General features: G+C 72.0%; 23 protein-coding genes and 7 tRNA genes. 12 read left to right on the forward strand and 18 right to left on the reverse strand.

Features of this window, described 5'->3' with window-relative positions:
- Nucleotides 1–2: 2 nt before the first annotated feature.
- From pdxS to pgsA, 5 genes are all read right to left on the reverse strand, one after another.
- Nucleotides 3–911, reverse strand: a complete 909-nt coding sequence (pdxS, locus tag ACFZBB_RS24540; RefSeq protein ID WP_355332529.1) for a pyridoxal 5'-phosphate synthase lyase subunit PdxS — start codon at nt 909–911, stop codon at nt 3–5.
- A gap of 176 nt (nt 912–1,087) precedes the next feature.
- A complete protein-coding gene (locus ACFZBB_RS24545; protein ID WP_391126146.1) occupies nt 1,088–1,636 on the reverse strand; it encodes a hypothetical protein in 549 nt (182 codons plus the stop codon).
- A 2-nt stretch (nt 1,637–1,638) separates the two neighbouring features.
- Nucleotides 1,639–2,799, reverse strand: a complete 1,161-nt coding sequence (locus tag ACFZBB_RS24550) for a glycosyltransferase family 4 protein (RefSeq protein ID WP_355332534.1) — start codon at nt 2,797–2,799, stop codon at nt 1,639–1,641.
- Complete coding sequence (locus ACFZBB_RS24555; RefSeq protein WP_391126149.1) at nt 2,796–3,935, reverse strand: phosphatidylinositol mannoside acyltransferase; 1,140 nt, start codon at nt 3,933–3,935, stop codon at nt 2,796–2,798. The genes ACFZBB_RS24550 and ACFZBB_RS24555 overlap by 4 nt, the downstream gene beginning before the upstream one ends.
- A complete protein-coding gene (gene pgsA, locus ACFZBB_RS24560; RefSeq protein WP_391126152.1) occupies nt 3,932–4,600 on the reverse strand; it encodes a phosphatidylinositol phosphate synthase in 669 nt (222 codons plus the stop codon). Before pgsA ends, ACFZBB_RS24555 begins: the two co-directional genes overlap by 4 nt.
- 287 nt (nt 4,601–4,887) lie before the next feature.
- Between pgsA and ACFZBB_RS24565 the strand changes: the two genes are divergently transcribed.
- Both ACFZBB_RS24565 and ACFZBB_RS24570 read left to right on the forward strand, forming a co-directional pair.
- The gene (locus ACFZBB_RS24565) at nt 4,888–7,122 is read left to right on the forward strand and encodes an elongation factor G-like protein EF-G2 (protein WP_391126154.1); all 2,235 of its coding nucleotides are present in this window, start codon (nt 4,888–4,890) and stop codon (nt 7,120–7,122) included.
- Between the two features lie 204 nt (nt 7,123–7,326).
- Entirely contained in the window at nt 7,327–9,012 is a 1,686-nt protein-coding gene (locus ACFZBB_RS24570) for a hypothetical protein (protein WP_391126157.1), read from the forward strand.
- A 74-nt stretch (nt 9,013–9,086) separates the two neighbouring features.
- Here ACFZBB_RS24570 and ACFZBB_RS24575 read toward each other — a convergent pair whose 3' ends face one another.
- Entirely contained in the window at nt 9,087–9,644 is a 558-nt protein-coding gene (locus tag ACFZBB_RS24575; protein ID WP_188285222.1) for an HIT domain-containing protein, read from the reverse strand.
- A gap of 70 nt (nt 9,645–9,714) precedes the next feature.
- Nucleotides 9,715–11,697 carry a threonine--tRNA ligase gene (gene thrS, locus ACFZBB_RS24580; protein ID WP_391126160.1) on the reverse strand — a complete coding sequence of 661 codons (1,983 nt, stop codon included), beginning with the start codon at nt 11,695–11,697 and terminating at the stop codon, nt 9,715–9,717.
- A 285-nt stretch (nt 11,698–11,982) separates the two neighbouring features.
- Here thrS and ACFZBB_RS24585 point away from each other — a divergent pair, with 285 nt between their 5' ends.
- On the forward strand, nt 11,983–12,384 hold the full coding sequence (locus ACFZBB_RS24585) for an FAD-dependent oxidoreductase (RefSeq protein WP_391126163.1): 402 nt from the start codon (nt 11,983–11,985) through the stop codon (nt 12,382–12,384).
- 105 nt (nt 12,385–12,489) lie between these two features.
- On the opposite strand, the gene ACFZBB_RS24590 is transcribed toward ACFZBB_RS24585, so the two are convergent.
- The 4 genes from ACFZBB_RS24590 to ACFZBB_RS24605 all read right to left on the reverse strand — a co-directional run bounded on the left by ACFZBB_RS24590 (nt 12,490) and on the right by ACFZBB_RS24605 (nt 13,785).
- Nucleotides 12,490–12,561 (reverse strand) — tRNA-Val (locus ACFZBB_RS24590).
- A gap of 38 nt (nt 12,562–12,599) precedes the next feature.
- Nucleotides 12,600–13,070 (reverse strand): SRPBCC family protein, encoded by a 471-nt coding sequence (locus ACFZBB_RS24595; RefSeq protein ID WP_391126166.1) that lies wholly within the window; start codon nt 13,068–13,070, stop codon nt 12,600–12,602.
- A gap of 97 nt (nt 13,071–13,167) precedes the next feature.
- Nucleotides 13,168–13,239 (reverse strand) — tRNA-Val (locus tag ACFZBB_RS24600).
- Between the two features lie 132 nt (nt 13,240–13,371).
- Nucleotides 13,372–13,785 carry a TIGR02611 family protein gene (locus ACFZBB_RS24605; RefSeq protein WP_391126169.1) on the reverse strand — a complete coding sequence of 138 codons (414 nt, stop codon included), beginning with the start codon at nt 13,783–13,785 and terminating at the stop codon, nt 13,372–13,374.
- 189 nt (nt 13,786–13,974) lie between these two features.
- Here ACFZBB_RS24605 and ACFZBB_RS24610 point away from each other — a divergent pair, with 189 nt between their 5' ends.
- Nucleotides 13,975–14,388, forward strand: coding sequence for an SsgA family sporulation/cell division regulator (locus ACFZBB_RS24610; protein ID WP_003959770.1), 414 nt, complete (start codon nt 13,975–13,977; stop codon nt 14,386–14,388).
- Nucleotides 14,389–14,691: 303 nt separating this feature from the next.
- Nucleotides 14,692–15,249 (forward strand): CGNR zinc finger domain-containing protein, encoded by a 558-nt coding sequence (locus tag ACFZBB_RS24615; protein WP_355332576.1) that lies wholly within the window; start codon nt 14,692–14,694, stop codon nt 15,247–15,249.
- Between the two features lie 70 nt (nt 15,250–15,319).
- Here ACFZBB_RS24615 and ACFZBB_RS24620 read toward each other — a convergent pair whose 3' ends face one another.
- Nucleotides 15,320–15,556 carry a hypothetical protein gene (locus tag ACFZBB_RS24620; RefSeq protein WP_355332579.1) on the reverse strand — a complete coding sequence of 79 codons (237 nt, stop codon included), beginning with the start codon at nt 15,554–15,556 and terminating at the stop codon, nt 15,320–15,322.
- A 112-nt stretch (nt 15,557–15,668) separates the two neighbouring features.
- Nucleotides 15,669–16,118: a hypothetical protein gene (locus ACFZBB_RS24625; protein ID WP_355332582.1), complete on the reverse strand. Its 450-nt coding sequence runs from the start codon at nt 16,116–16,118 to the stop codon at nt 15,669–15,671.
- 168 nt (nt 16,119–16,286) lie between these two features.
- On the opposite strand from ACFZBB_RS24625, the gene ACFZBB_RS24630 reads away from it, so the two are divergent.
- Nucleotides 16,287–16,877, forward strand: a complete 591-nt coding sequence (locus tag ACFZBB_RS24630) for a DsbA family protein (protein WP_391126174.1) — start codon at nt 16,287–16,289, stop codon at nt 16,875–16,877.
- A gap of 240 nt (nt 16,878–17,117) precedes the next feature.
- Here ACFZBB_RS24630 and ACFZBB_RS24635 read toward each other — a convergent pair whose 3' ends face one another.
- The 3 genes from ACFZBB_RS24635 to ACFZBB_RS24645 all read right to left on the reverse strand — a co-directional run bounded on the left by ACFZBB_RS24635 (nt 17,118) and on the right by ACFZBB_RS24645 (nt 19,955).
- On the reverse strand, nt 17,118–17,963 hold the full coding sequence (locus tag ACFZBB_RS24635; RefSeq protein WP_391126177.1) for a GNAT family N-acetyltransferase: 846 nt from the start codon (nt 17,961–17,963) through the stop codon (nt 17,118–17,120).
- 94 nt (nt 17,964–18,057) lie between these two features.
- Nucleotides 18,058–18,879, reverse strand: coding sequence for an aminotransferase class IV (locus ACFZBB_RS24640; RefSeq protein WP_391126180.1), 822 nt, complete (start codon nt 18,877–18,879; stop codon nt 18,058–18,060).
- Nucleotides 18,876–19,955: a chorismate-binding protein gene (locus tag ACFZBB_RS24645; protein WP_391126183.1), complete on the reverse strand. Its 1,080-nt coding sequence runs from the start codon at nt 19,953–19,955 to the stop codon at nt 18,876–18,878. The genes ACFZBB_RS24640 and ACFZBB_RS24645 overlap by 4 nt, the downstream gene beginning before the upstream one ends.
- Nucleotides 19,956–20,177: 222 nt before the next feature.
- Between ACFZBB_RS24645 and ACFZBB_RS24650 the strand changes: the two genes are divergently transcribed.
- The 5 genes from ACFZBB_RS24650 to ACFZBB_RS24670 all read left to right on the forward strand — a co-directional run bounded on the left by ACFZBB_RS24650 (nt 20,178) and on the right by ACFZBB_RS24670 (nt 20,646).
- Nucleotides 20,178–20,250: transfer RNA gene (locus ACFZBB_RS24650), tRNA-Gly, on the forward strand.
- Between the two features lie 35 nt (nt 20,251–20,285).
- A tRNA-Cys gene (locus ACFZBB_RS24655) sits at nt 20,286–20,359 on the forward strand.
- A 1-nt stretch (nt 20,360) separates the two neighbouring features.
- A tRNA-Val gene (locus tag ACFZBB_RS24660) sits at nt 20,361–20,432 on the forward strand.
- A gap of 32 nt (nt 20,433–20,464) precedes the next feature.
- A tRNA-Val gene (locus ACFZBB_RS24665) sits at nt 20,465–20,536 on the forward strand.
- Nucleotides 20,537–20,574: 38 nt separating this feature from the next.
- Nucleotides 20,575–20,646: transfer RNA gene (locus tag ACFZBB_RS24670), tRNA-Val, on the forward strand.
- Nucleotides 20,647–20,886: 240 nt separating this feature from the next.
- On the opposite strand, the gene ACFZBB_RS24675 is transcribed toward ACFZBB_RS24670, so the two are convergent.
- Both ACFZBB_RS24675 and ACFZBB_RS24680 read right to left on the reverse strand, forming a co-directional pair.
- A complete protein-coding gene (locus tag ACFZBB_RS24675; RefSeq protein WP_188285448.1) occupies nt 20,887–21,090 on the reverse strand; it encodes a hypothetical protein in 204 nt (67 codons plus the stop codon).
- 355 nt (nt 21,091–21,445) lie between these two features.
- Nucleotides 21,446–21,679: a hypothetical protein gene (locus tag ACFZBB_RS24680; protein WP_391126187.1), complete on the reverse strand. Its 234-nt coding sequence runs from the start codon at nt 21,677–21,679 to the stop codon at nt 21,446–21,448.
- A gap of 241 nt (nt 21,680–21,920) precedes the next feature.
- Between ACFZBB_RS24680 and ACFZBB_RS24685 the strand changes: the two genes are divergently transcribed.
- The gene (locus tag ACFZBB_RS24685) at nt 21,921–23,261 is read left to right on the forward strand and encodes a protein kinase (RefSeq protein WP_391126190.1); all 1,341 of its coding nucleotides are present in this window, start codon (nt 21,921–21,923) and stop codon (nt 23,259–23,261) included.
- Nucleotides 23,262–23,417 lie beyond the last annotated feature (156 nt).

Raw genomic sequence — 23,417 nt, forward strand, 5'->3', positions numbered from 1 at the left:
CCTTACCAGCCGCGGTTGGCGTAGTGCTCGGACTCCGGGAGGGTGTCGATGTTGATGCCGACCATGGCCTCGCCGAGGTTGCGGGAGGCGTCCGCGATGACCTTCGGGTCGTCGAAGAAGGTGGTGGCGCGGACGATCGCGGCGGCGCGCTTGGCCGGGTCGCCGGACTTGAAGATGCCGGAGCCGACGAAGACGCCCTCGGCGCCGAGCTGGCGCATCAGCGCGGCGTCGGCCGGGGTGGCCACACCGCCCGCGGAGAACAGCACGACGGGCAGCTTGCCCAGCACCGACACCTCCTTGACCAGCTCGTACGGGGCGCGCAGGTCCTTGGCGGCGGCGTACAGCTCGTTGTTGTCCAGGCCCTTGAGGCGGGAGATCTCGCCCTTGATCTGGCGCAGGTGGCGGACGGCCTCCACCACGTTGCCGGTGCCGGCCTCGCCCTTGGAGCGGATCATGGCCGCGCCCTCGGCGATCCGGCGCAGGGCCTCGCCGAGGTTGGTGGCTCCGCAGACGAAGGGGGTGGTGTAGGCCCACTTGTCGGAGTGGTTGACCTCGTCGGCGGGGGTCAGCACCTCGGACTCGTCGATGTAGTCGACGCCGAGCGCCTGGAGGACCTGGGCCTCGACGAAGTGGCCGATCCGGGACTTGGCCATCACGGGGATGGACACCGCGTTGATGATGCCCTCGATCATGTCCGGGTCGGACATCCGGGCCACGCCGCCCTGCGCGCGGATGTCGGCCGGAACCCGCTCCAGGGCCATGACGGCGACGGCGCCCGCGTCCTCGGCGATCTTCGCCTGCTCCGGGGTGACGACATCCATGATCACGCCGCCCTTGAGCTGCTCGGCCATACCGCGCTTGACGCGTGCGGTGCCGGTCTCGGGGGTGGTGGCGGAGGGGCTGGTGGACACGGTGACCTCACTCGCTGACGAAATCGATGGCTTTCCTTCATGGTCCGGCCGGTCGCCGGGGGCGGGAAAGGGCCAATTCCGCTGCGGTGGCTCCCCGCGGGCCGGCGGGTGGCCGTGTGTCCCGCGCGGATCGGTGTGTCCGGTGGGTATCGGTGCGCTCCGTGGTGCCGGGGCGTTCAGTGCGACCCGGCGCCGTCCGCCGTGAGCGGCACCGGCGGCTCGTCGTCCATCTCGAAGGCCAGCGGGAAGGGGGCGTGGCCCGCGAGCCGGAACCAGCGCACCACGCGGTGTCTGCGGACCGCCCGCGCGGCGCGTACCGCGTCGTTGTGGAAGCGCCGGGCCATCGGCACCCGCCGTACCGACTGGGTCAGCTCCTTGATGGCTTCGGTGCCGCCCGGCGCCTCCCCGATCTCGGCGACCGCGCCCGGCTCGGCGAAGACCGCGCGCAGTGCCTGGCTCAGCTCGCTCTCGGCGACCTCACGCTGCTCCGGCTCGGCCTGCCGGGCGGCGTGCGCGGACTCGTACAGCACGATCGACGCGGCCGGGTCCAGCACACCGGCCGTGGCCAGTTCCTGGGCCACCGAGGCGCGGCGCAGCAGTTGCGCGTCCAGGGCGGCGCGCGCCGCGTCGATCCGGGCGTGCAGGCGGTCGAGGCGCCCGGCCGTCCAGCTCAGGTAGAGGCCGATCGCGACGATCGCGACCGCGACCCAGATGATGGTGGTCACTGTCAGTCCCTTGCCAGGCCGAATCTCGCCCGAAGGCTGGTGCGTTCGTCTGCGGCGACATGCGCGGCGCCGTCGGTGACGGTCTCGTAGACGGACAGGATGTCACCGCCGACCACCGACCAGTCGAAACGCCGCACATGGGCGCTGCCGCGGGTGCGCAGTTCGGTACGGCGGGCGGGGTCGCCGAGCAGCCGCAGGGCGGCGGCGGCGAGCGCGTCGGCGTCCTCGTTGGCGAAGAGTTCGCCGGCCGCGCCCTGGTCGAGGACCTGCGCGAAGGCGTCGAGGTCGCTGGCGAGCACGGCGGCGCCCGCCGACATCGCCTCGACCAGGATGATCCCGAAGGACTCGCCGCCGGTGTTGGGCGCCACGTAGACGTCGACGCTGCGCAGCAGCCGCGCCTTGTCCTCGTCGCTGACCATGCCGAGGAATTCGACCCGGTCGCGCATCGCCTCGGGCAGCGACTCGACGGCCTCCTCCTCGTCGCCCCGGCCCGCGACCAGCAGCCGGGTGCCCGGCCGCTCGGCGAGGATCTTCGGCAGTGCCCGGATCAGCACGGGCAGGCCCTTGCGCGGCTCGTCGATCCGCCCGATGAAGCCGATCGTGCCGCCCTGCCACTCCTTCTTGGGCTCGGCCCGCGCGAAGAAGTCCACGTCGACGCCGTTGGGGATGACGACCGCGTCGCCGCCCAGGTGCTCGACCAGGGTGCGGCGGGCGTACTCGCTGACCGCGATCCGGGCCCTGATCTTCTCCAGCGCGGGTTGCAGGATCGGGTACGCGGCGATCATCGCGCGCGACCGCGGGTTGGAGGTGTGGAAGGTGGCCACGATCGGGCCCTGCGCCGCCCAGCAGGCCAGCAGCCCGAGCGAGGGCGAGGCGGGTTCGTGGATGTGGATGACGTCGAAGTTGCCGTCGTGCAGCCAGCGGCGGACGCGGGCGGCGGACAGGAAGCCGAAGTTGAGCCGGGCGACCGAGCCGTTGTACGGGACCGGCACGGCGCGGCCCGCCGACACCACGTACGGCGGCAGCGGTGTCTCGTCGTCGGCGGGGGCGAGCACGGAGACCTCGTGGCCGAGGCCGATCAGGTGCTCGGCGAGATCGCGGATGTGGAACTGGACGCCGCCGGGGACGTCCCAGGAGTACGGGCAGACGATCCCGATCCTCACGTTTTCTCCGTTCCGGAGTGGTCAGGTGGGCCGCCGACCGTACCGCCCGCGCCCGACGGGCCGGCCGTGCTGTGGGCGCCGTCCGTGCCGTCGGCCGTACCGGCGCCTTCGGCCGCGGTCGTGCTCGGGCCGCCCCGCGGGGAGACGCCGGACGTGCCCTCCACCGTTGCTCCCGCGCTCTCCCCCGCCGTGTCGGCGCCGCCCGCCGGGGGTTCGGGGCGGGGTTCGAGGTCGGACAGCCACAGGCGTTGCAGCATGTGCCAGTCCTCGGGGTGCTCGGCGATGCCGGAGGCGTATGCGTCGGCCAGTCGCTGTGTCATCGCGGCCGTCCTGGACGTACGGTCGCCGGTCGCGGGGACCTCGACCGGCGGGTGGACGCGACCGCGCATGACGGGCGACTCGTCGTACCAGAGGGTGACGGGGAGCAGCAGCGCTCCGGTCTGCTGGGCGAGCATGGCCGGGCCCGCGGGCAGCCGGGTGCGCTCGCCGAAGAAGTCGACCTCGACGCCGCCGGCCGACAGGTCGCGGTCGGCGACCAGGCAGACCAGGCCGCCGGACCGCAGCCGCCGGGCCAGGGTGCCGAAGGCGGCGCCGCCGGTGTGCGGCAGCACCTCCATTCCCAGGCTCTCGCGGTAGGCGACGAAGCGGTCGTACAGCGTCTCGGGCTTCAGGCGCTCGGCGACGGTGGTGAAGGGGGTGTCGAGCGCGGTGGTCACCCAGGCGCCGGCCAGGTCGTAGTTGGCCATGTGCGGCAGCGCCAGGATGACGCCGCGCCCGGCTGCGAGGCCGTCGGTCAGGTAGTGGACGTCCGCGGGGTCGAAGCCGCCGCGGATGCGGTCCTTGCTCCAGGCCGGGAGCCGGAAGGACTCCATCCAGTACCGCAGGTAGGACCGCATGACCGAGCGCGACAGCGCGCGCAGCCGTGCCTCGTCGGCGTCCGGCACGACCCGGACCAGGTTGGCCTCGAGGCGTCGGACGCCCTTGCCGCGCTGCCGCCACGTGACGTCCGCGATGGCGCGGCCGAGCGCTCGGGCGGCCGGTTCCGGCAGCGTCTTGACCGCGCTCCAGCCGAGCCCGTAGAGCCCGTCGGCGAGGCTTCCCCTGAGCCGCGCGGCCCGGGAGGTGTCCTCGCTCACGCGTTGCTCCCCTGCCCCGCGGTGGCGGCGGCTGCGGCGTCGGCCTCCGCGGACTCGCGGCGTACGGTGACGACCCGCTGGACGAGGGTGATCAGGCTGCCCGCGGCGACCGCCCACAGGGCGATCGGCAGCAGGTACTGGATGCCGGGGACGCCGAATTTGTGCAGGCCGGCGAGGCCGCACAGGGTCAGCGTGATCACCAGGCGCTCGGCGCGCTCGACCAGGCCGTTGACGTTCACCGGCAGGCCGATCGCCTCGCCGCGCGCCTTGGTGTAGGACACCACCTGGCCGCTGGCCAGGCAGAAGATCGTCACCGCGCACAGCACGAGGTCGTCGCCCCGGCCCGCGTACCACATGGCGAGTCCGCCGAAGATGCCCGCGTCGGCGACCCGGTCGAGGGTCGAGTCGAGGAAGGCGCCCCAGCGGCTGGAGACCCCGGCCTGGCGGGCCATGTTGCCGTCCACCAGGTCGGAGAAGACGAAGAGCGTGATCACCACGGTGCCCCAGAAGAACTCGCCCCTGGGATAGAAGGCCAGTGCGCCCGCCATGACACCCGCGGTGCCGAGCAGGGTCACCGCGTCGGGGCTGACCCCCTTGCGGAGCAGAAATGCGGCGAACGGCGTGAGAACACGCGTGAAGAACGCACGCGCGTACTTGTTCAGCATGGCCTTCCCGACAGGTCGGAGGATGGTGTCACGGCGGCCGGAGCGGCAGCCGGATGGCCCATCGTAGCCAGCCCGCGCGCACCGGATGTCCCAGGCCGTGCCGGAGCGGCGGGGGCGGCGGCCCGGCGTACGACGTATGGACGCACCCGGACGGCCGTGGGAAGGTCGAAAGACCGCGGGCGTCGTCGAGGCCGCCTGTGCGTTGAGCGGTCTCCCGTGGCGCCCCTGTGACGCGCCCCCCACCGAGGGCGCGGTCCGTGCAGTGAAGGACCGGGAGGCGAGAACGCGTGGGTGGTGCAGCGGACAGGAGAGACGCACAGCCAGGAGCCGCCGGAAGGGCACCGGCGGCCGACCGCCCCGAGAACGTGCGCAATGTGGTGCTGGTCGGCCATTGCGGATCAGGCAAGACGACATTGGTGGAGGCGCTGGCGCTGACCACCGGCGCGGTGAACCGGGCGGGCCGGGTCGAGGACGGCGGCTCGGTGTCGGACCACGACGAGATCGAGCAGCGGCAGCAGCGCTCCGTACAGCTCTCGCTCGTCCCCGTGGAGTGGGGCGGGATCAAGGTCAATTTGCTGGACACCCCCGGATACGCCGATTTCGTCGGGGAGTTGAGGGCCGGTCTGCGCGCCGCGGACGCGGCCCTGTTCGTCGTGTCGGCCGCGCAGGACGGCGAGGGCATCGGCGGCGCGACCCGGATGGTGTGGGAGGAGTGCGCGGCCGTCGGGATGCCGCGGGCGGTCGTGGTGACGCACCTGGAGTCGGTGCGGGCCGGTTTCGAGGAGATGGCGGCGCAGTGCGCGGCGGAGCTGGGCGGCGACTCCCCCGATTCGGTGCTGCCACTGTATCTGCCCGTGCACGGGCCCGCGGGCCCCGACGGCCACGCCCCGGTGACGGGCCTGGCGGGGCTGCTCTCGCAGCGGGTGTACGACTACGCGTCCGGCGAGCGGGCCGAGGCCGAGCCGGACGCGGCGCTGGCGCCGCTGGTGGAGCAGGCGCGCAACCGGCTCATCGAGGGGATCATCGCCGAGAGCGAGGACGAGACCTTGATGGACCGCTACCTCGGCGGCGAGGAGCTGGACGTCAAGACGCTCGTCGACGACCTGGAGCGGGCGGTGGCGCGCGGCTCCTTCCACCCGGTGCTGGCCGCCGCGCCCGCCGCGGACGGCGCCCGGCAGGGCCTGGGCACCGTGGAGCTGCTGGAACTGGTCACCGGTGGTTTCCCGACCCCGCTGGAGCGGGAGGCGCCGCCGGTCACGACGCCGGACGGCGGCGGGCGCCCCGCGCTGGTCTGCGACCCGGAGGGGCCGCTGGCCGCCGAGGTGGTCAAGACGTCCTCGGACCCGTACGTGGGCCGGATCAGTCTGGTGCGGGTCTTCTCCGGCACCCTGCGGCCGGACGAGACGGTGCACGTGTCGGGCCACGGCATGGAGGACCGCGGGCACGAGGACCACGACGTGGACGAGCGGGTCGGGGCGCTGTCGTCGCCCTTCGGCAAGCACCAGCGGCCGGTGCCCTCGGCGGGCGCGGGCGATCTGGTGTGCGTGGCCAAGCTGACCCGCGCCGAGACCGGCGACACGCTCTCGGCCAAGGACGGGCCGTTGCTGATGGAGCCGTGGGTGATGCCGGACCCGCTGCTGCCGATCGCCATCGAGGCGCACAGCAAGGCCGACGAGGACAAGCTCTCCCAGGGCCTGGCCCGGCTGGTCGCCGAGGACCCGACGATGCGTCTCGAACAGAATCCGGACACCCGGCAGGTCGTCCTGTGGTGCCTGGGCGAGGCGCACGCCGACGTCGCCCTGGAGCGGCTGCGCAACCGGTACGGGGTGCAGGTCGACGCGGTGCCGCACAAGGTGTCGCTGCGGGAGACCTTCGGCGAGCCGGTGACGGCCCGCGGGCGGCACGTCAAACAGTCCGGCGGACACGGGCAGTTCGCGATCTGCGACATCCAGGTGGAGCCGCTGCCGGTCGGCTCCGGCATCGAGTTCGTGGACAAGGTGATCGGCGGGGCGGTGCCGCGGCAGTTCATCCCGTCGGTGGAGAAGGGCGTCCGCACCCAGGCCGCCCGCGGGGTCGCGCTCGGCTTCTCGGTGGTCGACATCCGGGTCACCCTCACCGACGGCAAGGCGCACTCGGTGGACTCCTCCGACGCCGCCTTCCAGACCGCGGGCGCGCTCGCCCTGCGCGAGGCCGCCGCGGGCGCGCCCATCCATCTGCTGGAACCGGTCTGCGAGGTCGGCGTGCTGGTGCCGGACGCGTACGTCGGATCGGTGATGAGCGATCTGTCGGGGCGGCGCGGCCGGGTGCTGGGCGCCGAACCGGCCGCCGAGGGGCGGTCGGTGGTGCGCGCCGAGGTCCCGGAGATCGAGATCGGCCGCTACGCCGTCGATCTGCGGTCGCTGTCGCACGGCACCGGCCGGTTCAGCCGGCACTACGCGCGGCACGAGCCGATGCCCGCCCAACTGGCCACGAAGCTGCGCCGGCAGGAGGAGAAGGACGAGGCGACCGCGCACGGCAGATGACGGGCGCATGACGGAGAATCAGCGCCGGCGAACGCGGGAACAGCGCCGGTAAGTCGCCAAGTGGACATGTCCGCTGGCCAATCGGCGGCTCGCGGCCACGCCGCGGGCCGTCTCGCCGCTAATCTGGAGACTGCTCCGAACGTGTGACGTTCACCCGTGCGGGGAATGGGCCGGTCGGAGCCGTATGGACCGGTGAACCGGTGGATGTACGGGACTGGCGACTGGGGGCCTGTGGTGACGGACGGTATCGGGTTCGACTTCAGCCCAGGTGCGCAGATTCCGCTGACCGGCAGCGACGGTGAGACCGGTGCGACCCAGGCGCTGGCGTCCGCCGCGTACCGCGACACTCCGGTGACGACGCTGGTCGACGCGAACAGCGAGGCGAGCGTCAAGGCGCCGCGGCTGTCGCTGTTCGCGCCGAATCTGGGCGAGGCGTTCGCCCGCGCCATCCAGGTCAGGATGCTGGGCGCGGCGCGCAGTGAACTGGTGCAGTCCTTCGGTGTGGTGCCGCAGACCGTGGTGGAGCACGCCCTGGCCGCCAACCGGATCCGGCAGGAGCGCGACAACCGGCTGACCGTGGTGATGGGCGTGTGCGGGGTGCTGTTCCTGCCCGGCGTGCTGCTCTGGCTCGGCGCCTTCCAGTTGCGCAAGTCGCTCGGGTCGCTGAAGGCGCGGGGCAACAAGTCGGGGGCCTTCGGGGCCGTCGTGCTGGCCGTGGCCGTCGCCTTCACCGTGCTGCTCGCGGTACGGCCGCCGTTCAGCGGTTTCTGGCAGCAGTATTTCCGCGTCCTGATGATCGCGCCGATCATCGGCTGGTTCTGGGCGAAGCGGATCTGCGAGGCCACCGCGAAGGATCTGCGCAGCCGCTGGGCGGGCCTGGTCGCGGGCACCGCGGTCGGCGCGAAGATCCCCGAGGCGGTGCCGCGCAACCCCAACCAGACCCGCGCGGAGCTGCTGCGGCAGAGCCTGGCCAAGCTGTCCGCGGAGCAGAACAGCAATGTCGTCTTCTACGCGGGGCCCAAGGGCATACTCGGCATGGGCAGCCGCTGGGCGAACTGGCAGATGGCCGAGGAGCTGATCCCGCGCGAGGGGCTGGCCGAGATCCACCCGTTCCGGAGCTGGGACGTCGTCCGCGCCATCCACGACCAGCTACGGATGATCGAGCGCGGTCCGCTGCACACCGGCGGCTTCCCCAAGCCGTCGATAAAGCACTGGGTCGTGGTGCCGGTCGGCGAGGGCGCGGGCAAGATCTCCCGGCCCACCGGGCCCGAGGTCGACTCGTTCTCGGTCAAGGACTTCGAGATCCAGCGGATCTGCAACACGCAGCAGTTCGGCAAGGGCAACCGGCACTATCTGGGCATCCAGTTCACCCTCTGGGACGGCAATCTCGTCATCACGCTGATGACGACGGTGACGGTGCTGGCGCACACCCTGCGGATCGAGGTCACCGGGCACGCGCTCGGCCCGATCCACGGGATCTTCACCTCCGGGCCGCCCGCGAAGGAGAAGACGATCACCAAACCGGTGAAGTTCTGGGAGACCAGGACCGTCCAGCTCCCGCTGATCGAGTCGGACGAGGTGGTACGGCTGGCCGCCCGCGCGCCGCTGACCCGCTTCCCCGCCGTGCTCGACTACCTCGGCGGCACGCTGAAGCTGCCCGAGCCGTTCGGGCTGCGGCACACGTGGGCCGACAAGCCGTGGAAGCACCGCTTCATGGCCGACGACGCGCTGCGCGCGGCCACTCCGGTGCTGCGGGCGGTGCACGCCGCCGCGATCCAGGTGATGAGCGAGAACGGCGTGGACACCTCGCACTTCACCAGCCGCTCGATGATGCTGAGCGGTCTGTCGCAGAGCGTGGAGCCCAGGAAGGCCGACGCGTACGACGCCTAGGACCTGTCCGGGCTCCGGCTCCGGCGCATGCGGGGTTCAGGGCGACGGGACGTTTCAGGACGACGGGCCGGCCGTCAGGAGGGCCAGACGTCCGCGAGCATCTTGCGGGTGTCGGCGAGGAGCTGCGGCAGCACCTTCGTGTGTCCGACGACCGGCATGAAGTTGACGTCGCCGCCCCAGCGCGGCACCACGTGCTGGTGCAGGTGCGCGGCGATCCCGGCGCCCGCCACATCGCCCTGGTTCATCCCGATGTTGAAGCCCTGCGCGCCGGACGCGGACCGCAGGGCGGTCATCGCCTGCTTGGTCAGCACGGCCAGTTCCGCCGTCTCGGCGCCGTCCAGCTCGGTGTAGTCGGCGACGTGCCGGTAGGGCACCACCATGAGGTGGCCGCTGTTGTACGGGTAGAGGTTGAGCACCGCGTACACGTGCTCGCCGCGCGCGATGACGAGGCCGTCCTCGTCGGACTCGGCCGGGACCGCGCAGAACGGACATCCGTCACCGGCACCGGGGCCGGTGGGCTTGTTCTCGCCCTGGATGTACGCCATCCGGTGCGGGGTCCACAGGCGCTGGAACGCGTCCGGCACCCCCGCTCCGATCTGCTGTTCCGGCTCACTCGTCATGCCGTTCAGCATAGGACTTCCCCCGGAGCACGCGTGCTGCGGGGGAAGTCCCGGATCTCACGGGCGGCGGGCCTCGGCGCCGTCAGACCTGGATGCGGCGCTCCACGGCGTCCACCATCTCGGCGATGGCCTCGTCGCGCGGAATGCCGTTCTTCTGCGAGCCGTCGCGGTAGCGGAAGGAGACCGTGCCGCCGGACATGTCCTCGTCGCCGACGATGACCATGTAGGGCACCTTCAGCTTCTGCTGGTTGCGGATCTTCTTCTGCATGCGGTCGGAGGACGCGTCCACGTCGACCCGCAGGCCCTTGCGCCTGGCCTCCGCCGCGAACTCCTGGAGGTACGGCACGTGCGCGTCGCCGATCGGGATGCCGACCGCCTGCACCGGCGCGAGCCAGGCGGGGAACGCGCCCGCGTAGTGCTCGAGGAGCACCGCGAAGAACCGCTCGATGGAGCCGAACAGCGCGCGGTGGATCATGACGGGCTGCTGCTTGGAGCCGTCGGGGGCGGTGTATTCGAGCCCGAACCGCTTGGGCTGCTGGAAGTCCACCTGCACGGTGCTCATCTGCCAACTGCGGCCGATCGCGTCCCGCGCCTGGACGGAGATCTTCGGACCGTAGTACGCGGCGCCGCCCGGGTCGGGGACCAGCGGCAGGCCCTGCTTCTCGGCCGCCTGGCGGAGCGCCTCGGTGGCCTCCTCCCACTCCGAGTCCTCACCGATGAACTTCGGGGAGTCGTCGCGGGTGGACAGCTCCAGCTCGAAGTCGTCCAGACCGTAGTCGCGCAGCAGGTCCAGGACGAAGGTGAGCAGCGAGTCCAGCTCGCCCGCCATCTGCTCCTTGGTGCAGTAGATGTGCGAGTCGTCCTGGGTGAAGCCGCGGGCGCGGGTGAGGCCGTGCACCACACCGGACTTCTCGTAGCGGTACACCGTGCCGAACTCGAAGAGCCGCAGGGGCAGTTCGCGGTAGGAACGGCCGCGCGCGTCGAAGATCAGATTGTGCATCGGGCAGTTCATCGCCTTGAGGCGGTAGTTCTGTCCGTCGAACTCCAGCGGCGGGAACATCCCGTCGCCGTAGTGCGGAAGGTGCCCCGAGGTGACGAAGAGCTCTTCCTTGGAGATGTGCGGGGTGTTGACGAACTCGTAGTCGGCGTCCTCGTGGCGCTTGCGCGAGTAGGTCTCCATCTCGCGGCGGATGATGCCGCCCCTGGGGTGGAAGACCGCGAGGCCCGAGCCGAGCTGCTCGGGGAAGGAGAACAGGTCCAGCTCCGCGCCGAGCTTGCGGTGGTCGCGCTTCTCGGCCTCGACCAGGAAGTCCAGGTGCGCCTTCAGCTCTTCCTTGGTGGGCCAGGCGGTGCCGTAGATCCGCTGGAGCATCGGGTTCTTCTCGCTGCCGCGCCAGTACGCCGCCGCGTTGCGCATCAGCTTGAACGCCGGGATGTTGCGGGTGGTGGGCAGGTGCGGACCCCGGCAGAGGTCCTTCCAGCACAGGTCCCCGGTCTTCGCGTCCAGGTTGTCGTAGATGGTCAGCTCGCCGGCGCCGACCTCGACGTCCGCGCCGTCGTCCGAGGCCGCGGCGCCGCCCTTGAGGCCGATCAGCTCCAGCTTGTACGGCTCGTCGGCCAGCTCCTCGCGGGCGGCCTCGTCGGTCACGACACGGCGCGAGAAGCGCTGGCCGCGCTTCTGGATCTCCTGCATCTTCTTCTCGATGGCCTTGAGGTCATCGGGGGTGAACGGCTTCTCGACGTCGAAGTCGTAGTAGAAGCCGTCCTTGACCGGCGGGCCGATGCCGAGCTTGGCCTCGGGGTGCAGCTCCTGCACGGCCTGTGCCATCACGTGCGCGGTGGAGTGCCGCAGGATGTTGAGGCCGTCCTGGCTGGTGATGTCCACCGGCTCGACCTCGTCGCCGTCGGCGAGGGCGTACGCGAGGTCCTTCAGCTCGCCGCCGACGCGGGCGGCGATCACGGACCGCTCGCCGGGGAACAGCTCGGCCGCGGTCGTGCCCGTCGTGACCGTCCGCTCTTCCAGCTCAACGGAATCGCGTTTGATGATCACACGGACATCTGACACCGGTCTGCTCCTGACTCAGGTCCTGCTGGCTGTGGTGACTCGGCGGCGGCGGGCGCCGCACCGCTGAATCGTACCGAGCCGCGAGGGCTGCCCGCGAAGCGATAACCCGCAGGGGTGGCGGCGCGAGGTGCCGTGAGCCCCGACGACCGGCCGCATCGCGGTCCTCACCCCCGGGGCCGGTCCTGAGGACGGTCCTGGGGACGGCCGCCGAGCGGCGGCACCGGGTGTCGTCGCCGAGCGGTGTCCGGCTGAAGTCCAGCGGCGTTCGACCCCGACCGCTTCCCGGTGTGGATCTGGGAGGACACCAACTGCTTCTACAAAATCCCCGCCTACGGCGAACCCACCGTCAAAGCCGCCCGTGACGTGTCGAACAACCTGATGACGCCCGAGGACCGGACCTTCGAGCCGTCCGCCGAACTGCTCGACCGGCTCTCGGCGTTCATGGGCGCCACGATCCCCGCCAGCGGCCATGTGCTGCGCACCGTCACCTGCCAGTACGCGATCACGCCCTACCGGGAATTCGTGCTGAGCCCGCTCGCGCGGTACCCCGACATCATCGTCGCCCTCGGCGCGGGCCACGCCTTCAAGTTCACCCCGGCCATCGGCCGCATCCTCGCCGAATTGGCGCTGGACGGTGAATCCACCGACGACATCTCGGCGTTCACCGCACCCGGCGTTGCCGCCTGACGGTCTCACAGGCCGGCGTTCCGCGACGGCCGCCGCGGAACGCACAACGGCCTGCTGACTGATGTCGGCAGGCCGTCACGGTACTTCGAGGCCGGTGAGCCTCGGTGGGCGATACTGGGATCGAACCAGTGACCCCTTCGGTGTGAACGAAGTGCTCTCCCGCTGAGCTAATCGCCCGGGACGCCTCGAACCATACAGCGCGACGGGCCCGCCGTTCAAACCACATGCGCGGCGTCGGCGGCGAGCCGCGCGAGCAGCCCGTGGCGCCCGCCGCGCATCATCAGCGTGTGGTTGGCGAGGAAGAGCGGGCGGCAGGGGACGGCGAGCAGCCGCATCAACGGCTTGCGGACGACGACTTCCTGCTCGTAGAGCAGCCTGGTGCGGGTCCCCGGGACGGCGCCCGGCGTGATCGTCCAGCGGAACCAGCCCTCCAGGTCGCCGGTCATCGCGGCTTCCAGGACCCGCGTGCAAGGGTCGTGCCGGACGGATCTGGCGCTGACGACGAGGTCGTACGGGAGGAGGGAGCGGAAGCGCAGCATTCCGGTGGTGTCGCCGGTCTGCCGCACCTCGCGGATCTGGGGCCACCAGACGGGGTAGTCGTCGGGCCGTTCCAGCACCCGGTAGACGGCGTCGGGTTCCGCGTCGAGCTGCCACGTCCTACGGAATCGGTAGTGACTCCAGTCCATACCGCAAGTGTGCGCGATCGAATCCGCGTACGGCACGGGAACGCAAAGGATCCCGGGGAGCGGTTTGAAAACCGGTCCCCGGGATCCTCGAATCCGGTGGGCGATACTGGGATCGAACCAGTGACCCCTTCGGTGTGAACGAAGTGCTCTCCCGCTGAGCTAATCGCCCGGACGCGTCGACAACTTTACCGCACGTGGGAGGGGCCTCGGACCAGGATCCCGAGGGTCTGCGGCGGTCAGCGGCCGACTAAGGCCTGTCGTGTGGATCTCCGTGACGCCGCGGAGATCCACACGACAGGCCCTAGCTGTCGCCCCAGGGCGTGTCGAGGCCGAACTGCCACAGGTAGCACCCGGCGAGTCCGGCCAGGGCGAGCACGGCGGCGGTGGTGAGCAGCAAATTGCGCCGCCGTACGCGGGGGTCCAGGGCGGACCTGGCGGCGTCGGCGACCTTGCGGCGGGTCCAGCGCAGGACGCGCTGGGCCCAGGCGAATTCGGTGGCCCAGATCGCCATGCCGCCGAAGATCACCACCCAGCCGGGGCCGGGCAGCGGGAGGAGGACGACTCCGCCCGCGACGACGGCGAGGCCGACGAGGAAGACGCCGACCCGCCAGGACTGGTGCAACAGCCGTGACTTCCTGATGAAGCCGGGGGCCCGTGACCCCAGCCGCGAATCCTTGGCCACGGCTCCGTCGAACTCGTCACTCTCCGCAGCCATACCGACAATTTACCCGACCGGCGTTCGTCACCGAAATGGCCGATCGGCCCGTCTCGGGACTAGGCCGGACGAGGTACCAGAAGCCTCACAAACCCCTCAGAGGGGTTTACAACGTCCTCGCAGGTGGCATGTCGATTTCGCCGACGTGCGAATCCCCGAGCGCACACTGAGCGAAAGGCCCTGGCGCTTATGAACACCACGGTCAGCTGCGAGCTGCACCTGCGCCTCGTTGTGTCGAGCGAATCCTCACTGCCTGTACCCGCGGGCTTGCGGTACGACACGGCCGATCCGTATGCCGTGCACGCCACCTTCCACACCGGAGCCGAAGAGACGGTCGAATGGGTGTTCGCCCGCGACCTGCTCGCCGAGGGGCTGCACCGCCCCACCGGCACCGGAGACGTCAGAGTCTGGCCGTCCCGCAGCCACGGTCAGGGCGTCGTCTGCATCGCCCTCAGCTCCCCCGAGGGCGAAGCGCTGCTGGAAGCACCGGCGCGGGCCCTGGAGTCCTTCCTGAAGCGGACGGACGCCGCGGTTCCGCCGGGCACCGAGCATCGTCACTTCGACCTCGACACCGAGCTCTCCCACATCCTCGCGGAGAGCTGAGACCCAGCCCGTCACCGCAGTCCGCGGCCGTCCTACTCGGGGGGACGCCCGGACCCGACCAGCGGAGCCGGACGCTCGCGCCCGGCCCGGCCGCCTGTCATCTCGACACGACTTCGCACGCGATTTCGCTCATGACATCGCTCGTGACGTCGCTCGCCGCGACACGCACGAGACCGTCGCCCGTCGCGTACGAGACACGCACGACAGCCGTCTCCGTGGGGCCTGCACCCCCACGGCGGCGGCTTTCGCGCGCTAGAGTCACCGGAACGCAGCCGACCGATCACGCCGGCAGGGAGCAGTTCCGTGCTGATCAACCATGACACCAGGTGCGCGCTCGACAGCGTCGTCGACCTCGTCAACACCGCGCCGCAGATCGAGGGCCGGGAATCGCTCGCGGACGTCGCGGACCTCCGCGGCTTCGTGGAGCGCAACCAGGTCAGCGAGGTCGGACGGCTCGACGAGCGCGACCTCACCGCCGTCCACGCCGTACGCGCCCGCTTCACCGCCGTCTTCGGCGCCGCCGACAACGCGACGGCCGCCACCATGCTCAACGCGATGGTCGCCGAGGCGGGCACCACGCCCCGGCTGACCGACCACGACGGCTACGACTGGCACGTGCACTACTTCGCGCCGGGCGCCTCGCTGGCCGACCACCTCGCCGCGGACTGCGGCATGGCGCTGGCCTTCCTCATCGTCGCCGGGGAACGAGACCGGCTGCGGCGGTGCGACGCGCCCGACTGCCGCCGGGCCTTCGTCGACCTGTCCCGCAACCGCTCACGCCGCTACTGCGACAGCCGCACCTGCGGCAACCGGCTCCATGTGGCGGCCTACCGGGCCCGCCAGCGCGAGGCGAGCGCCTGAGCGCGGGCGGTCGGGCACGAACAGCTGACCGCGGACGCAGCCGCGTGCGCCCGCCCCCCGGCCCGCGGCGTCAGAGCAGCAGCAGGTCGTAGATCGCGCCTGCCCCGAGCAGCCCTCCGATCACGCACAGGAACAGCATCAGCGGGGGCTGCGAGAGGGCGTACAGGCACCCCTGCGGCTCTCCCTCCCCCGCCCTCGCGGCGGGTTCACGACCCTCGGCGCGCGGGCCTGGAACGACGTTCTCGACAGTGGATTCGGCACGGTCCGGCCGCGGAGGGGAGAGACGATCCCCGGAGGTGGGCAGCACAGGCCGATGATCGCGCAGAGAACGATCACTCGTCTCCCAACACGCCAACTCTCAGGGGTGTTTCGGACCCCCACACCCGTTCGAAGGGGTCCGTGCTGTGCAAACCTTCCGGTCAGATCCCGCGCCGCTTGAGGATCTCCTCGACGTCGGCGAAGTCGGACAGACCGCTGTCCGCCGAGGCGCGCCGTTTCGTGCTCGGGCGGGAGGAGGCGGGCAGCGCGGGACTGGAGGCGCCAGGCACGGCCGCCGGGGGCTGCTGCCCCTCCTCGGGTCCGACGCGCGCGGCGATCAGCCGGGTGACGCCGTACAGCAGCACGGAGACGCCGATGACGCCGAAGCCGAGCCAGACGGTGGGCTTGAAGATCAGGTCGGCCGCCCAGTTGCCGGTGGCGGTGCCGATCTTGCGGCCGAGGGTCACGAGCCCCGCCATGGCCAGGCCGACCGGCAGCAGGGACACGGCGGCGATGCGGGTGGCCCGCAGATAGCGTCGGCGGTAGGCGGTCTGCACGGCGATGGCCAGGCCCGCGGCGGACAGGACGGCGCATAGGGCGGTGGTCAGCATCCCGAGGCTCCTGCGGCAGTTGCGGATGGCCCCGTGAGGTCCGGCCAAGGGCCCGCACGAGGTCGCGTCCTCCCATCCTGCCTCGACATGGGCGCGGGAGGCCACGGTGGGGGGCCGGGTTCAGGGGGATCTCGGGGGTGCCTCCTCCCCGAGTGGGAGACTTGGACCATGGATCAACCCTCCCCCGCCGTGTCGCGTCCCCCCGTACTCGAGGTCTGGTGCGAGCTCCAGTGCCCGGACTGCCGCACCGCCCTGGACGACGTCCGGGCGCTGCGCGAGCGGTACGGCGACACGCTCGACATCCAGCTCAGGCACTTCCCGCTGCCCAAGCACGCGCACGCCCTGGCCGCCGCGCAGGCGTACGAGGAGGCGTACGAGCAGGGCAGCGGCTGGCCGTACGCGGAGGCCGTGCTGGCCAGGGTCGAGGAACTGGACAGCCGCGGTGAGGCGGTGCTGGTCGAGGTGGCCCGCGATCTCGGCCTGGACGCCGACGAGGTGGACACCGCGCTGATCGACGGCCGCCATCTGCTGGTCGTCGACTCCGACGAGGCGGAGGGCAAGGCCATCGGCGTCACCGGCACGCCCACGTATGTGATCGGCGGCGAGCGTCTGGACGGCGGCAAGAGCCAGGACGGACTGCGCGAGCGGATCACCGCGATCGCCGACCGCCTGCTGGCCGATGCGGGCTCGGCCGGCCCCGGCCCCGGCCCGGCCACCGGCGACGACGCGCAGGTCTGCCGGATCCCCGGCCGCGACTAGGGCCTGTCCGGCGGATCATGGGCGGTCCAGGCGGTGCCTGGTGCTCCCCCGGACTCCGTCCTGGCAGACTTCCTCCACACCTACAACCACCACCGCACCCACACCGCACTCGGCGGCCAGCCACCCATCACCCGCGCCAACAACCCTGCGAGTCAATACACCTAGACCAGCACCGGGCTCATCGGGCTCGGGCTCAGACGCGGGCTCGGGTCCGGGTCCGGGTCCGGGCTCGGGTTCGGGCTACAGCAGCGGCTTCGACAGGTGCCGCACCGTCGTGCCGTAGCCCAGCGACTCGTACAGCCGCACCGCCGGTGCGTTGCCCGCGAAGACGTCGAGCGCGACGGCGGTGGCCCCGGCCTCCCGGCAGGCGTTCTCGGCGGCGAGCATGAGCGTACGGCCGTGTCCGCGGCCCCGGTGCGCGGTGTCGACCTCGACGGCCAGCACCCACGCGGGCGCGGCGCGGTCGGCCTCGTCGTACAGCCGCAGCGCCACGCGGCCGACGGTCACACCGTCGTGCGCGAGGGCGTACAGCGCGGCGCCCGGAGTGTCCCGGCCGCGCGGCAGCACGTGGTCGAAGGCGGCGGCCTCGCGGGCCGCCGCCTGCTCCCGCGGCATGCCTCGGTCGACCAGCGAGGCGATGAACTCCTCCGCGCTGTGCGCCCGCCACGGCCCGTACTCGGCGGCGGTCAGCGGGCGCGTGCGGCTGCCGGGCGGCATCGGGTGCGGCGGGGCGGGCTCGCGCAGCGACTTGAGCATGCCGCGGGCGCGCTCGACGTAGCCGAGCGCGGTGGCCAGCCGCAGGCCGTACTCGGCAGCGGCCGGGACCGAGACCTCCGCCCGCGTGCAGCCCCACAGCCGCAGCACCTCCTCGGCGGCCAGCGCGGCCACGGTGCCGCGCCCGCGCCGCCGGTCCGGCTCGTCGACGGCCAGCTCCGCGATCCGCCCGGTGCCGGGGCCGAGCCCCGGTTCCGCGCTCAGCTCGACACCACCGACCGGGCGGCCGTTGACGCAGACGGTGAAGGCGCGGGCGCGACCGCCGTCGGGCGCGCGCCGCTCCGGGCCCGCGGGTCTGAGGGTCGTCGTCATGGTCGCGCTCCCGGGATGTCGCCGTACCGATCGCATGGGTTGCCGGGTGACGTTCTACCGCGCCCGGCCGCCGCCGTGCCGGGACTTGGGGGACCTACGGGTTCACGTCGGCCGCCGCGCGCTCGGCGAAGATCCGCATGGCCTTGGCCGTGACGGGCCCGGGAGCCCCGGACAGCTGACGGTCGTCCGTCCGGTGCACGCCCTGCACATCGCGCAGCGACGACGTCAGGAAGATCTCCTCCGCCCGGTCGAGGACGTCGAGCGGCAGGTCGGTCTCCTGCGCGCCGGTCCAGTCGATCACCAGCTCGCGGGTGATCCCGGCCAGGCAGCCGGACGCCAGCGGCGGGGTCAGCAGCCGGCCGTCGAGGACGACGAAGACATTGGACCCGGTGCCCTCGCAGAGCCTGCCCCGGGTGTTGGCGAACAGCGCCTCGCTGGCGCCGTGTTCGTGCGCCCGCGCGAGAGCGACGACGTTCTCCCCGTAGGAGGTGGTCTTGAGCCCGGACAGCGCGCCCTTCTCGTTGCGCGCCCACGGGACGGTGACGACGGCGGTGGTGTCGGGGCGTACGGACGCCTCGCCGAGCGCCACGACCAGGGTGGTGCCCGCGTCGCCGCGGTCGGAGCCGAGCGGCGACGGGCCGCCGGTGTACGTGATCCGCAGCCGCCCGAGCGGCATCGGGTTCGCGGCGAGCACGGCGTCGCAGGCGCGGCGCACCTCGTCCTGGTCGGGCTCCGGCAGGCCGAGGCCGCGGGCGGACCTGGCGAGCCGCTCCAGGTGTCGGGTGACCGCGAAGGGCCGGCCCTCGACGGCCTTGAGCGTCTCGAACACGCCGTCGCCGACCGTCAGTCCGTGGTCGAGCACCGACACGGTGGCGTCCGCGATGTCCCGCAGTCCGCCGTCCACCCAGATCTTCACCGAAGCATCCCTCCGCTTGTCTCCTGGACTCCCGACGCTACCGCCAGCAGCCTGGCCGCCTTCAATTCGGTCTCGGCCCACTCGCCTTCCGGATCCGAACCCCAGGTGATCCCGGCGCCGGTGCCGAAGCGCAGCAGGGGGGCGCCGGGGCCCGTCCTGTCGATCCAGAACGTCCGGATGCCGACGGCCAGTTCACCGGTCCGCCGGTCGGCGTCGACCCAGCCGATCCCGCCGCAGTACGGCCCGCGCGGGGCGGTCTCCAGCTCGCCGAGCACCCGCAGCGCGCTGGACTTGGGCGCGCCGGTGACCGAGCCGGGCGGGAAGGCGGCGGCGAACAGCTCCGGCCATCCGGCGTCGGGGCGCAGCTCGCCGCGGACGGTGGAGACCAGGTGCACCAGGCCGGGGTGCGGCTCGATCGCGCACAGGGCGGGCACGGTCACCGAGCCGGTGGCGCAGACCTGGCCGAGGTCGTTGCGCACCAGGTCGACGATCATGACGTTCTCCGCGTGATCCTTGGGCAGCAGCTCGTCCGCGGTCCGCGCGGTGCCCTTGATCGGCCCCGACTCGACCGTCGCGCCGTCGCGCCGCAGGAACAACTCGGGCGACGCGGTGGCGATCTCGACGCCGTGCGCGGGCAGCCGAATCGTTCCGGCATACGGGGCCGGGTTGCCGCGGGCCAGGACCGCGGACAGCGCGTCGATGTCCGGGCCGCCGTACTCGCCCCGGCCCTCCGCCTCGGGCAGCGGCGCGGTCAGGACCCGGCAGAGGTTGACCTGGTAGACGTCGCCGGTCGCGATGCGCTCGCGGATAGCGCGCACCCCGGCCACATAGGCCGCGCGGTCCAGCGAGGAGGTCCACGCGGCGGGGTCCGGGCCGCGCCAGGGGCGGGTCCGGGGTGTGGAGCGGGCGGGGTCGCGGCGTACGTCGCCGAAGCGGGCGCAGACCGTACGGCCTTCGAAGTCGGCGGCGACCGCCCAGAAGCCCGTGGAGTCGAGCGCGCTCAGGTCCGCGGTGACATCCCGCAGGTCGGAGGCGACGAGGCCGCCGAAGCGGGCCATGGGGGCGAGGTCACGCACGGGGCTTCCCTGGTGGACGGCGAGTGGACGACGAGAGGGCCGAACCGGTGCTCGGCGGCAGGTGGAGCCGAGTCTAGGCGGGGCGTCGTCGCGGTGCTCCGCCGGTCATGCGCCCGTCATTGGCCCGGCACGCTGCGGAAACCAGTTTTTGAGCTTGACCGGGAATCCGCTAGAGTTCACCACGTCGCCGGGACACGAGAGTGCCCCGGAGCTACGGCGCCTGCGGACGTGGCTCAGTTGGTAGAGCATCACCTTGCCAAGGTGAGGGTCGCGAGTTCGAATCTCGTCGTCCGCTCGACGTGGGGGATCTTCCCGAACCCCCGCTGTGTTGGTGGAGTGGCCGAGAGGCGAGGCAACGGCCTGCAAAGCCGTCTACACGGGTTCAAATCCCGTCTCCACCTCCAAGGACGATTAGCTCAGCGGGAGAGCGCTTCCCTGACACGGAAGAGGTCACTGGTTCAATCCCAGTATCGTCCACTGGACCCCACAGGGTCCTGGAGAAACATCCCGCGCGATTAGCTCAGCGGGAGAGCGCTTCCCTGACACGGAAGAGGTCACTGGTTCAATCCCAGTATCGCGCACGCGTCATCAGCACCATCCGCGTCACCCGCACGACCGAGGACGATTAGCTCAGCGGGAGAGCACTTCCCTGACACGGAAGGGGTCACTGGTTCAATCCCAGTATCGTCCACGCGCAGGACACCGAGGGCCGGAAGCGATCGAGCTTCCGGCCCTCGGTCGTGCGGGTCCCCTCGGTCGGGGGGAGGACCCCTCCGTCGTCGGGGCCGGGGGCAACTGGCCCCGGAAAAGCGCAATGCCCGGGTATCTTGCGATACCCGGGCAAACGCAGTCGTCCGCCGTACCCCCGTCCCCACGGGGTTCACCGGTATGTCCCCGGCCCGGACCGCTCTTCCGGGCCTGGGGCGTTGTGTCAGCGCCCCATCAGGCCGGCTACGGACGACGCTTGTGTGACCACCGCGTCCACTCCACCGAAGAAGTAGGCGAGCAGCGCTGCCAGCGGCAGCACCATGGCCGCCGCCACCAGCGGATGCCGGGTGCCGGTCGGACGGGCGCCGACGATCATCGCCCTGCCGCCGCGCACGGCACGCGCGGTGCGCTCCACCGTGTTCGCCATGGCCCTCTCCAGAGGTGTGGTGTGGTCAGATCTTCTGTTGTCAGATGTGGGGCGGCGGACGTTTGACCTCGGGGGACGAGTGCTTCGTCCGCCGCTTGACCTCAACATTAGGGGCGCGACGGTGGCCGGTCGTCATGCCCTCGTACCCCTTTACCGGCCTCCCGGAGGATGACGGCGAGCGGACCGGATACTCCCCTGGGTGGAGGAGGGGGCCTAGGTCACCAGGGGTATCCCGGAGGGGACACCCGGCCGGAGGGGCGGCTTTCCTGAGGAGGGGTCCGGGACGGCGTCGGTAGCGGGGCGGGTGACAGGGCGGTGACGGGGTCGGGCGGCGGCGCGGTGACGGGGGCGGTGCTCAGTCCGCCTGCTCGACCTCGCGCGGTACCGGCTGCTCCACCAGGGCGAGCACCCTGGTGGACATGAAGCGGGCGGTGCGGACCACCGTCCCATTACGGGTGACTTCACTCACTTCCACGACACCTCGGCGCACCGCCGTCTCCACTCTGCGGCCCGCCCGGGTGGCGATGACCTCATAGGTGCGGGTGGTGTCCCCCGCGTCGACGACTATCTCCACACGATCACCTTTCACGGCGTCATTCCCCCTTGGCAGACGGTCCGTTGGCGAAGCGGGCGCGGTGCTGACCACCCGTCGGACGGGCGCGCTCCCACCTCTCAAGGATCCCACCGGGCACTGACAATTAGCGCCCGCGCGCCTGCGGGGCATCAGCGCGCGGGGGGACTTGAGTCCGTAAGCTGTGGGCGGCCGGCCCAGCGGCCGGTCAGTTCAGTGGAGTGGGGCCTCCCCCACCGGAGGCAGGGGACGGACGGACATGGCGATGATGCGGCTCCGGCGCGAGGATCCGCGGGTCGTCGGCGCGTTCCGGTTGCACCGGCGGCTCGGAGCGGGCGGCATGGGCGTGGTCTACCTCGGCGCGGACAAGCGCGGGCAGCGCGTCGCGCTGAAGGTCATCAGGCCCGAGCTGGCGGAGGACCAGGAGTTCCGCTCGCGGTTCGCCCGTGAGGTGTCCGCCGCCCGGCGGATCCGCGGCGGCTGCACGGCCCGGCTGGTGGCGGCCGACCTCGAGGCCGAACGCCCGTGGTTCGCCACGCAGTACGTGCCGGGTCCGTCCCTGCACGACAAGGTCGCCGAGGGCGGCACGCTGCCCGCCGCCGAGGTCGCCACGATCGGCGCGGCCCTCGCCGAGGGGCTGGTCGCGGTGCACGAGGCGGGGGTCGTGCACCGCGACCTCAAGCCGTCGAACATCCTGCTGTCCCCCAAGGGCCCGCGGATCATCGACTTCGGCATCGCCTGGGCGACCGGGGCCAGCACGTTGACGCACGTCGGTACGGCGGTCGGCTCGCCCGGCTTCCTCGCGCCCGAGCAGGTGCGCGGCGCCGCGGTCACACCGGCCACCGACGTCTTCGCCTTCGGCGCCACCCTGGCGTACGCGGCGACCGCCGACTCGCCCTTCGGACAGGGCAGTTCCGAGGTCATGCTCTACCGCGTGGTGCACGAGGAGCCGGATCTGACCGGCGTGCCCGACGCGCTCGCGCCGCTGGTCTACGCGTGCCTGGCCAAGGACCCCGAGGAGCGGCCGAGCACCGTGCAGCTCTCGGAACGGCTCGCCGAGATCGCCGCCCGCGAGGCCCGCGGGATCGGCGCGCCGCGCCGCGAGGGGCTGCCGAAGGCGGCCGGGCCGCGCCCGGAGCGGCCGACCGGCCGCAGGGCCGAGGAGTACGCGCAGCAGCACACCGAACGGCGGCCGGCCGGTGGACCGACCAACGGGCGTACGGGTCCCGGTACCGCGCCCGGCCGCGGCAGCCGTACAGGCGGTGGCCAGGGGCCGCACGGCACCGGGGCCGGTGCCGGGGGGCAGGGCGGCACCGGCACGTCCGGGGGGCGCTCCGGGTCGCGTACGCCGCCGCCTCGGTCGCCCGGCCCCCGGTCCTCCGGGACCCGCACCCCCGCCGCCCGTACGCCGACCGGGCGGCGTCCCGGTGCCAGCCCGAAGCGGCGCCTGTTGCGCCAGCGCGTCTTCGTCTTCGTCATCGTCACCCTTCTCGCGGCCGTCATCATCGCCGCCGCCCAGGGGTGCCACCGGCTCTCCCGTGGACTCGGCGTCCCGCCGACGGTCACCGTCTCGGCTCCCGCCGGGGATTCGGGCCCCTAGGGCTGCCGCCCGGGCGCCCCGATGTCGACTTCCGTCCCGGCCCCCCGCACCGTTCCCCGCGCCCCCGGGTGGGTGCCCGCTTTCGGCCGTGCGAACAGTCCCGGTCGGCCGTGGCTGGTCGCGCAGTTCCCCGCGCCCCTACGGGGGTGCCACCTA

The sequence above is a fragment of the Streptomyces sp. NPDC008139 genome (assembly GCF_042957025.1).
In the GTDB taxonomy this organism is placed as follows: Bacteria; Actinomycetota; Actinomycetes; order Streptomycetales; family Streptomycetaceae; genus Actinacidiphila.

What these genes read in the sequence shown, in the direction of transcription:
- pgsA (WP_391126152.1), bottom strand. Translation starts at nt 4,600, where the DNA reads ATGCTGAACAAGTACGCGCGTGCGTTCTTCACGCGTGTTCTCACGCCG.
- ACFZBB_RS24675 (WP_188285448.1), bottom strand. Translation starts at nt 21,090, where the DNA reads ATGGCGAACACGGTGGAGCGCACCGCGCGTGCCGTGCGCGGCGGCAGG.
- ACFZBB_RS24570 (WP_391126157.1), top strand. Translation starts at nt 7,327, where the DNA reads ATGTACGGGACTGGCGACTGGGGGCCTGTGGTGACGGACGGTATCGGG.
- ACFZBB_RS24685 (WP_391126190.1), top strand. Translation starts at nt 21,921, where the DNA reads ATGGCGATGATGCGGCTCCGGCGCGAGGATCCGCGGGTCGTCGGCGCG.
- ACFZBB_RS24575 (WP_188285222.1), bottom strand. Translation starts at nt 9,644, where the DNA reads ATGCTGAACGGCATGACGAGTGAGCCGGAACAGCAGATCGGAGCGGGG.
- ACFZBB_RS24630 (WP_391126174.1), top strand. Translation starts at nt 16,287, where the DNA reads ATGGATCAACCCTCCCCCGCCGTGTCGCGTCCCCCCGTACTCGAGGTC.
- ACFZBB_RS24610 (WP_003959770.1), top strand. Translation starts at nt 13,975, where the DNA reads ATGAACACCACGGTCAGCTGCGAGCTGCACCTGCGCCTCGTTGTGTCG.
- ACFZBB_RS24595 (WP_391126166.1), bottom strand. Translation starts at nt 13,070, where the DNA reads ATGGACTGGAGTCACTACCGATTCCGTAGGACGTGGCAGCTCGACGCG.
- ACFZBB_RS24635 (WP_391126177.1), bottom strand. Translation starts at nt 17,963, where the DNA reads ATGACGACGACCCTCAGACCCGCGGGCCCGGAGCGGCGCGCGCCCGAC.
- ACFZBB_RS24625 (WP_355332582.1), bottom strand. Translation starts at nt 16,118, where the DNA reads ATGCTGACCACCGCCCTATGCGCCGTCCTGTCCGCCGCGGGCCTGGCC.
- ACFZBB_RS24605 (WP_391126169.1), bottom strand. Translation starts at nt 13,785, where the DNA reads ATGGCTGCGGAGAGTGACGAGTTCGACGGAGCCGTGGCCAAGGATTCG.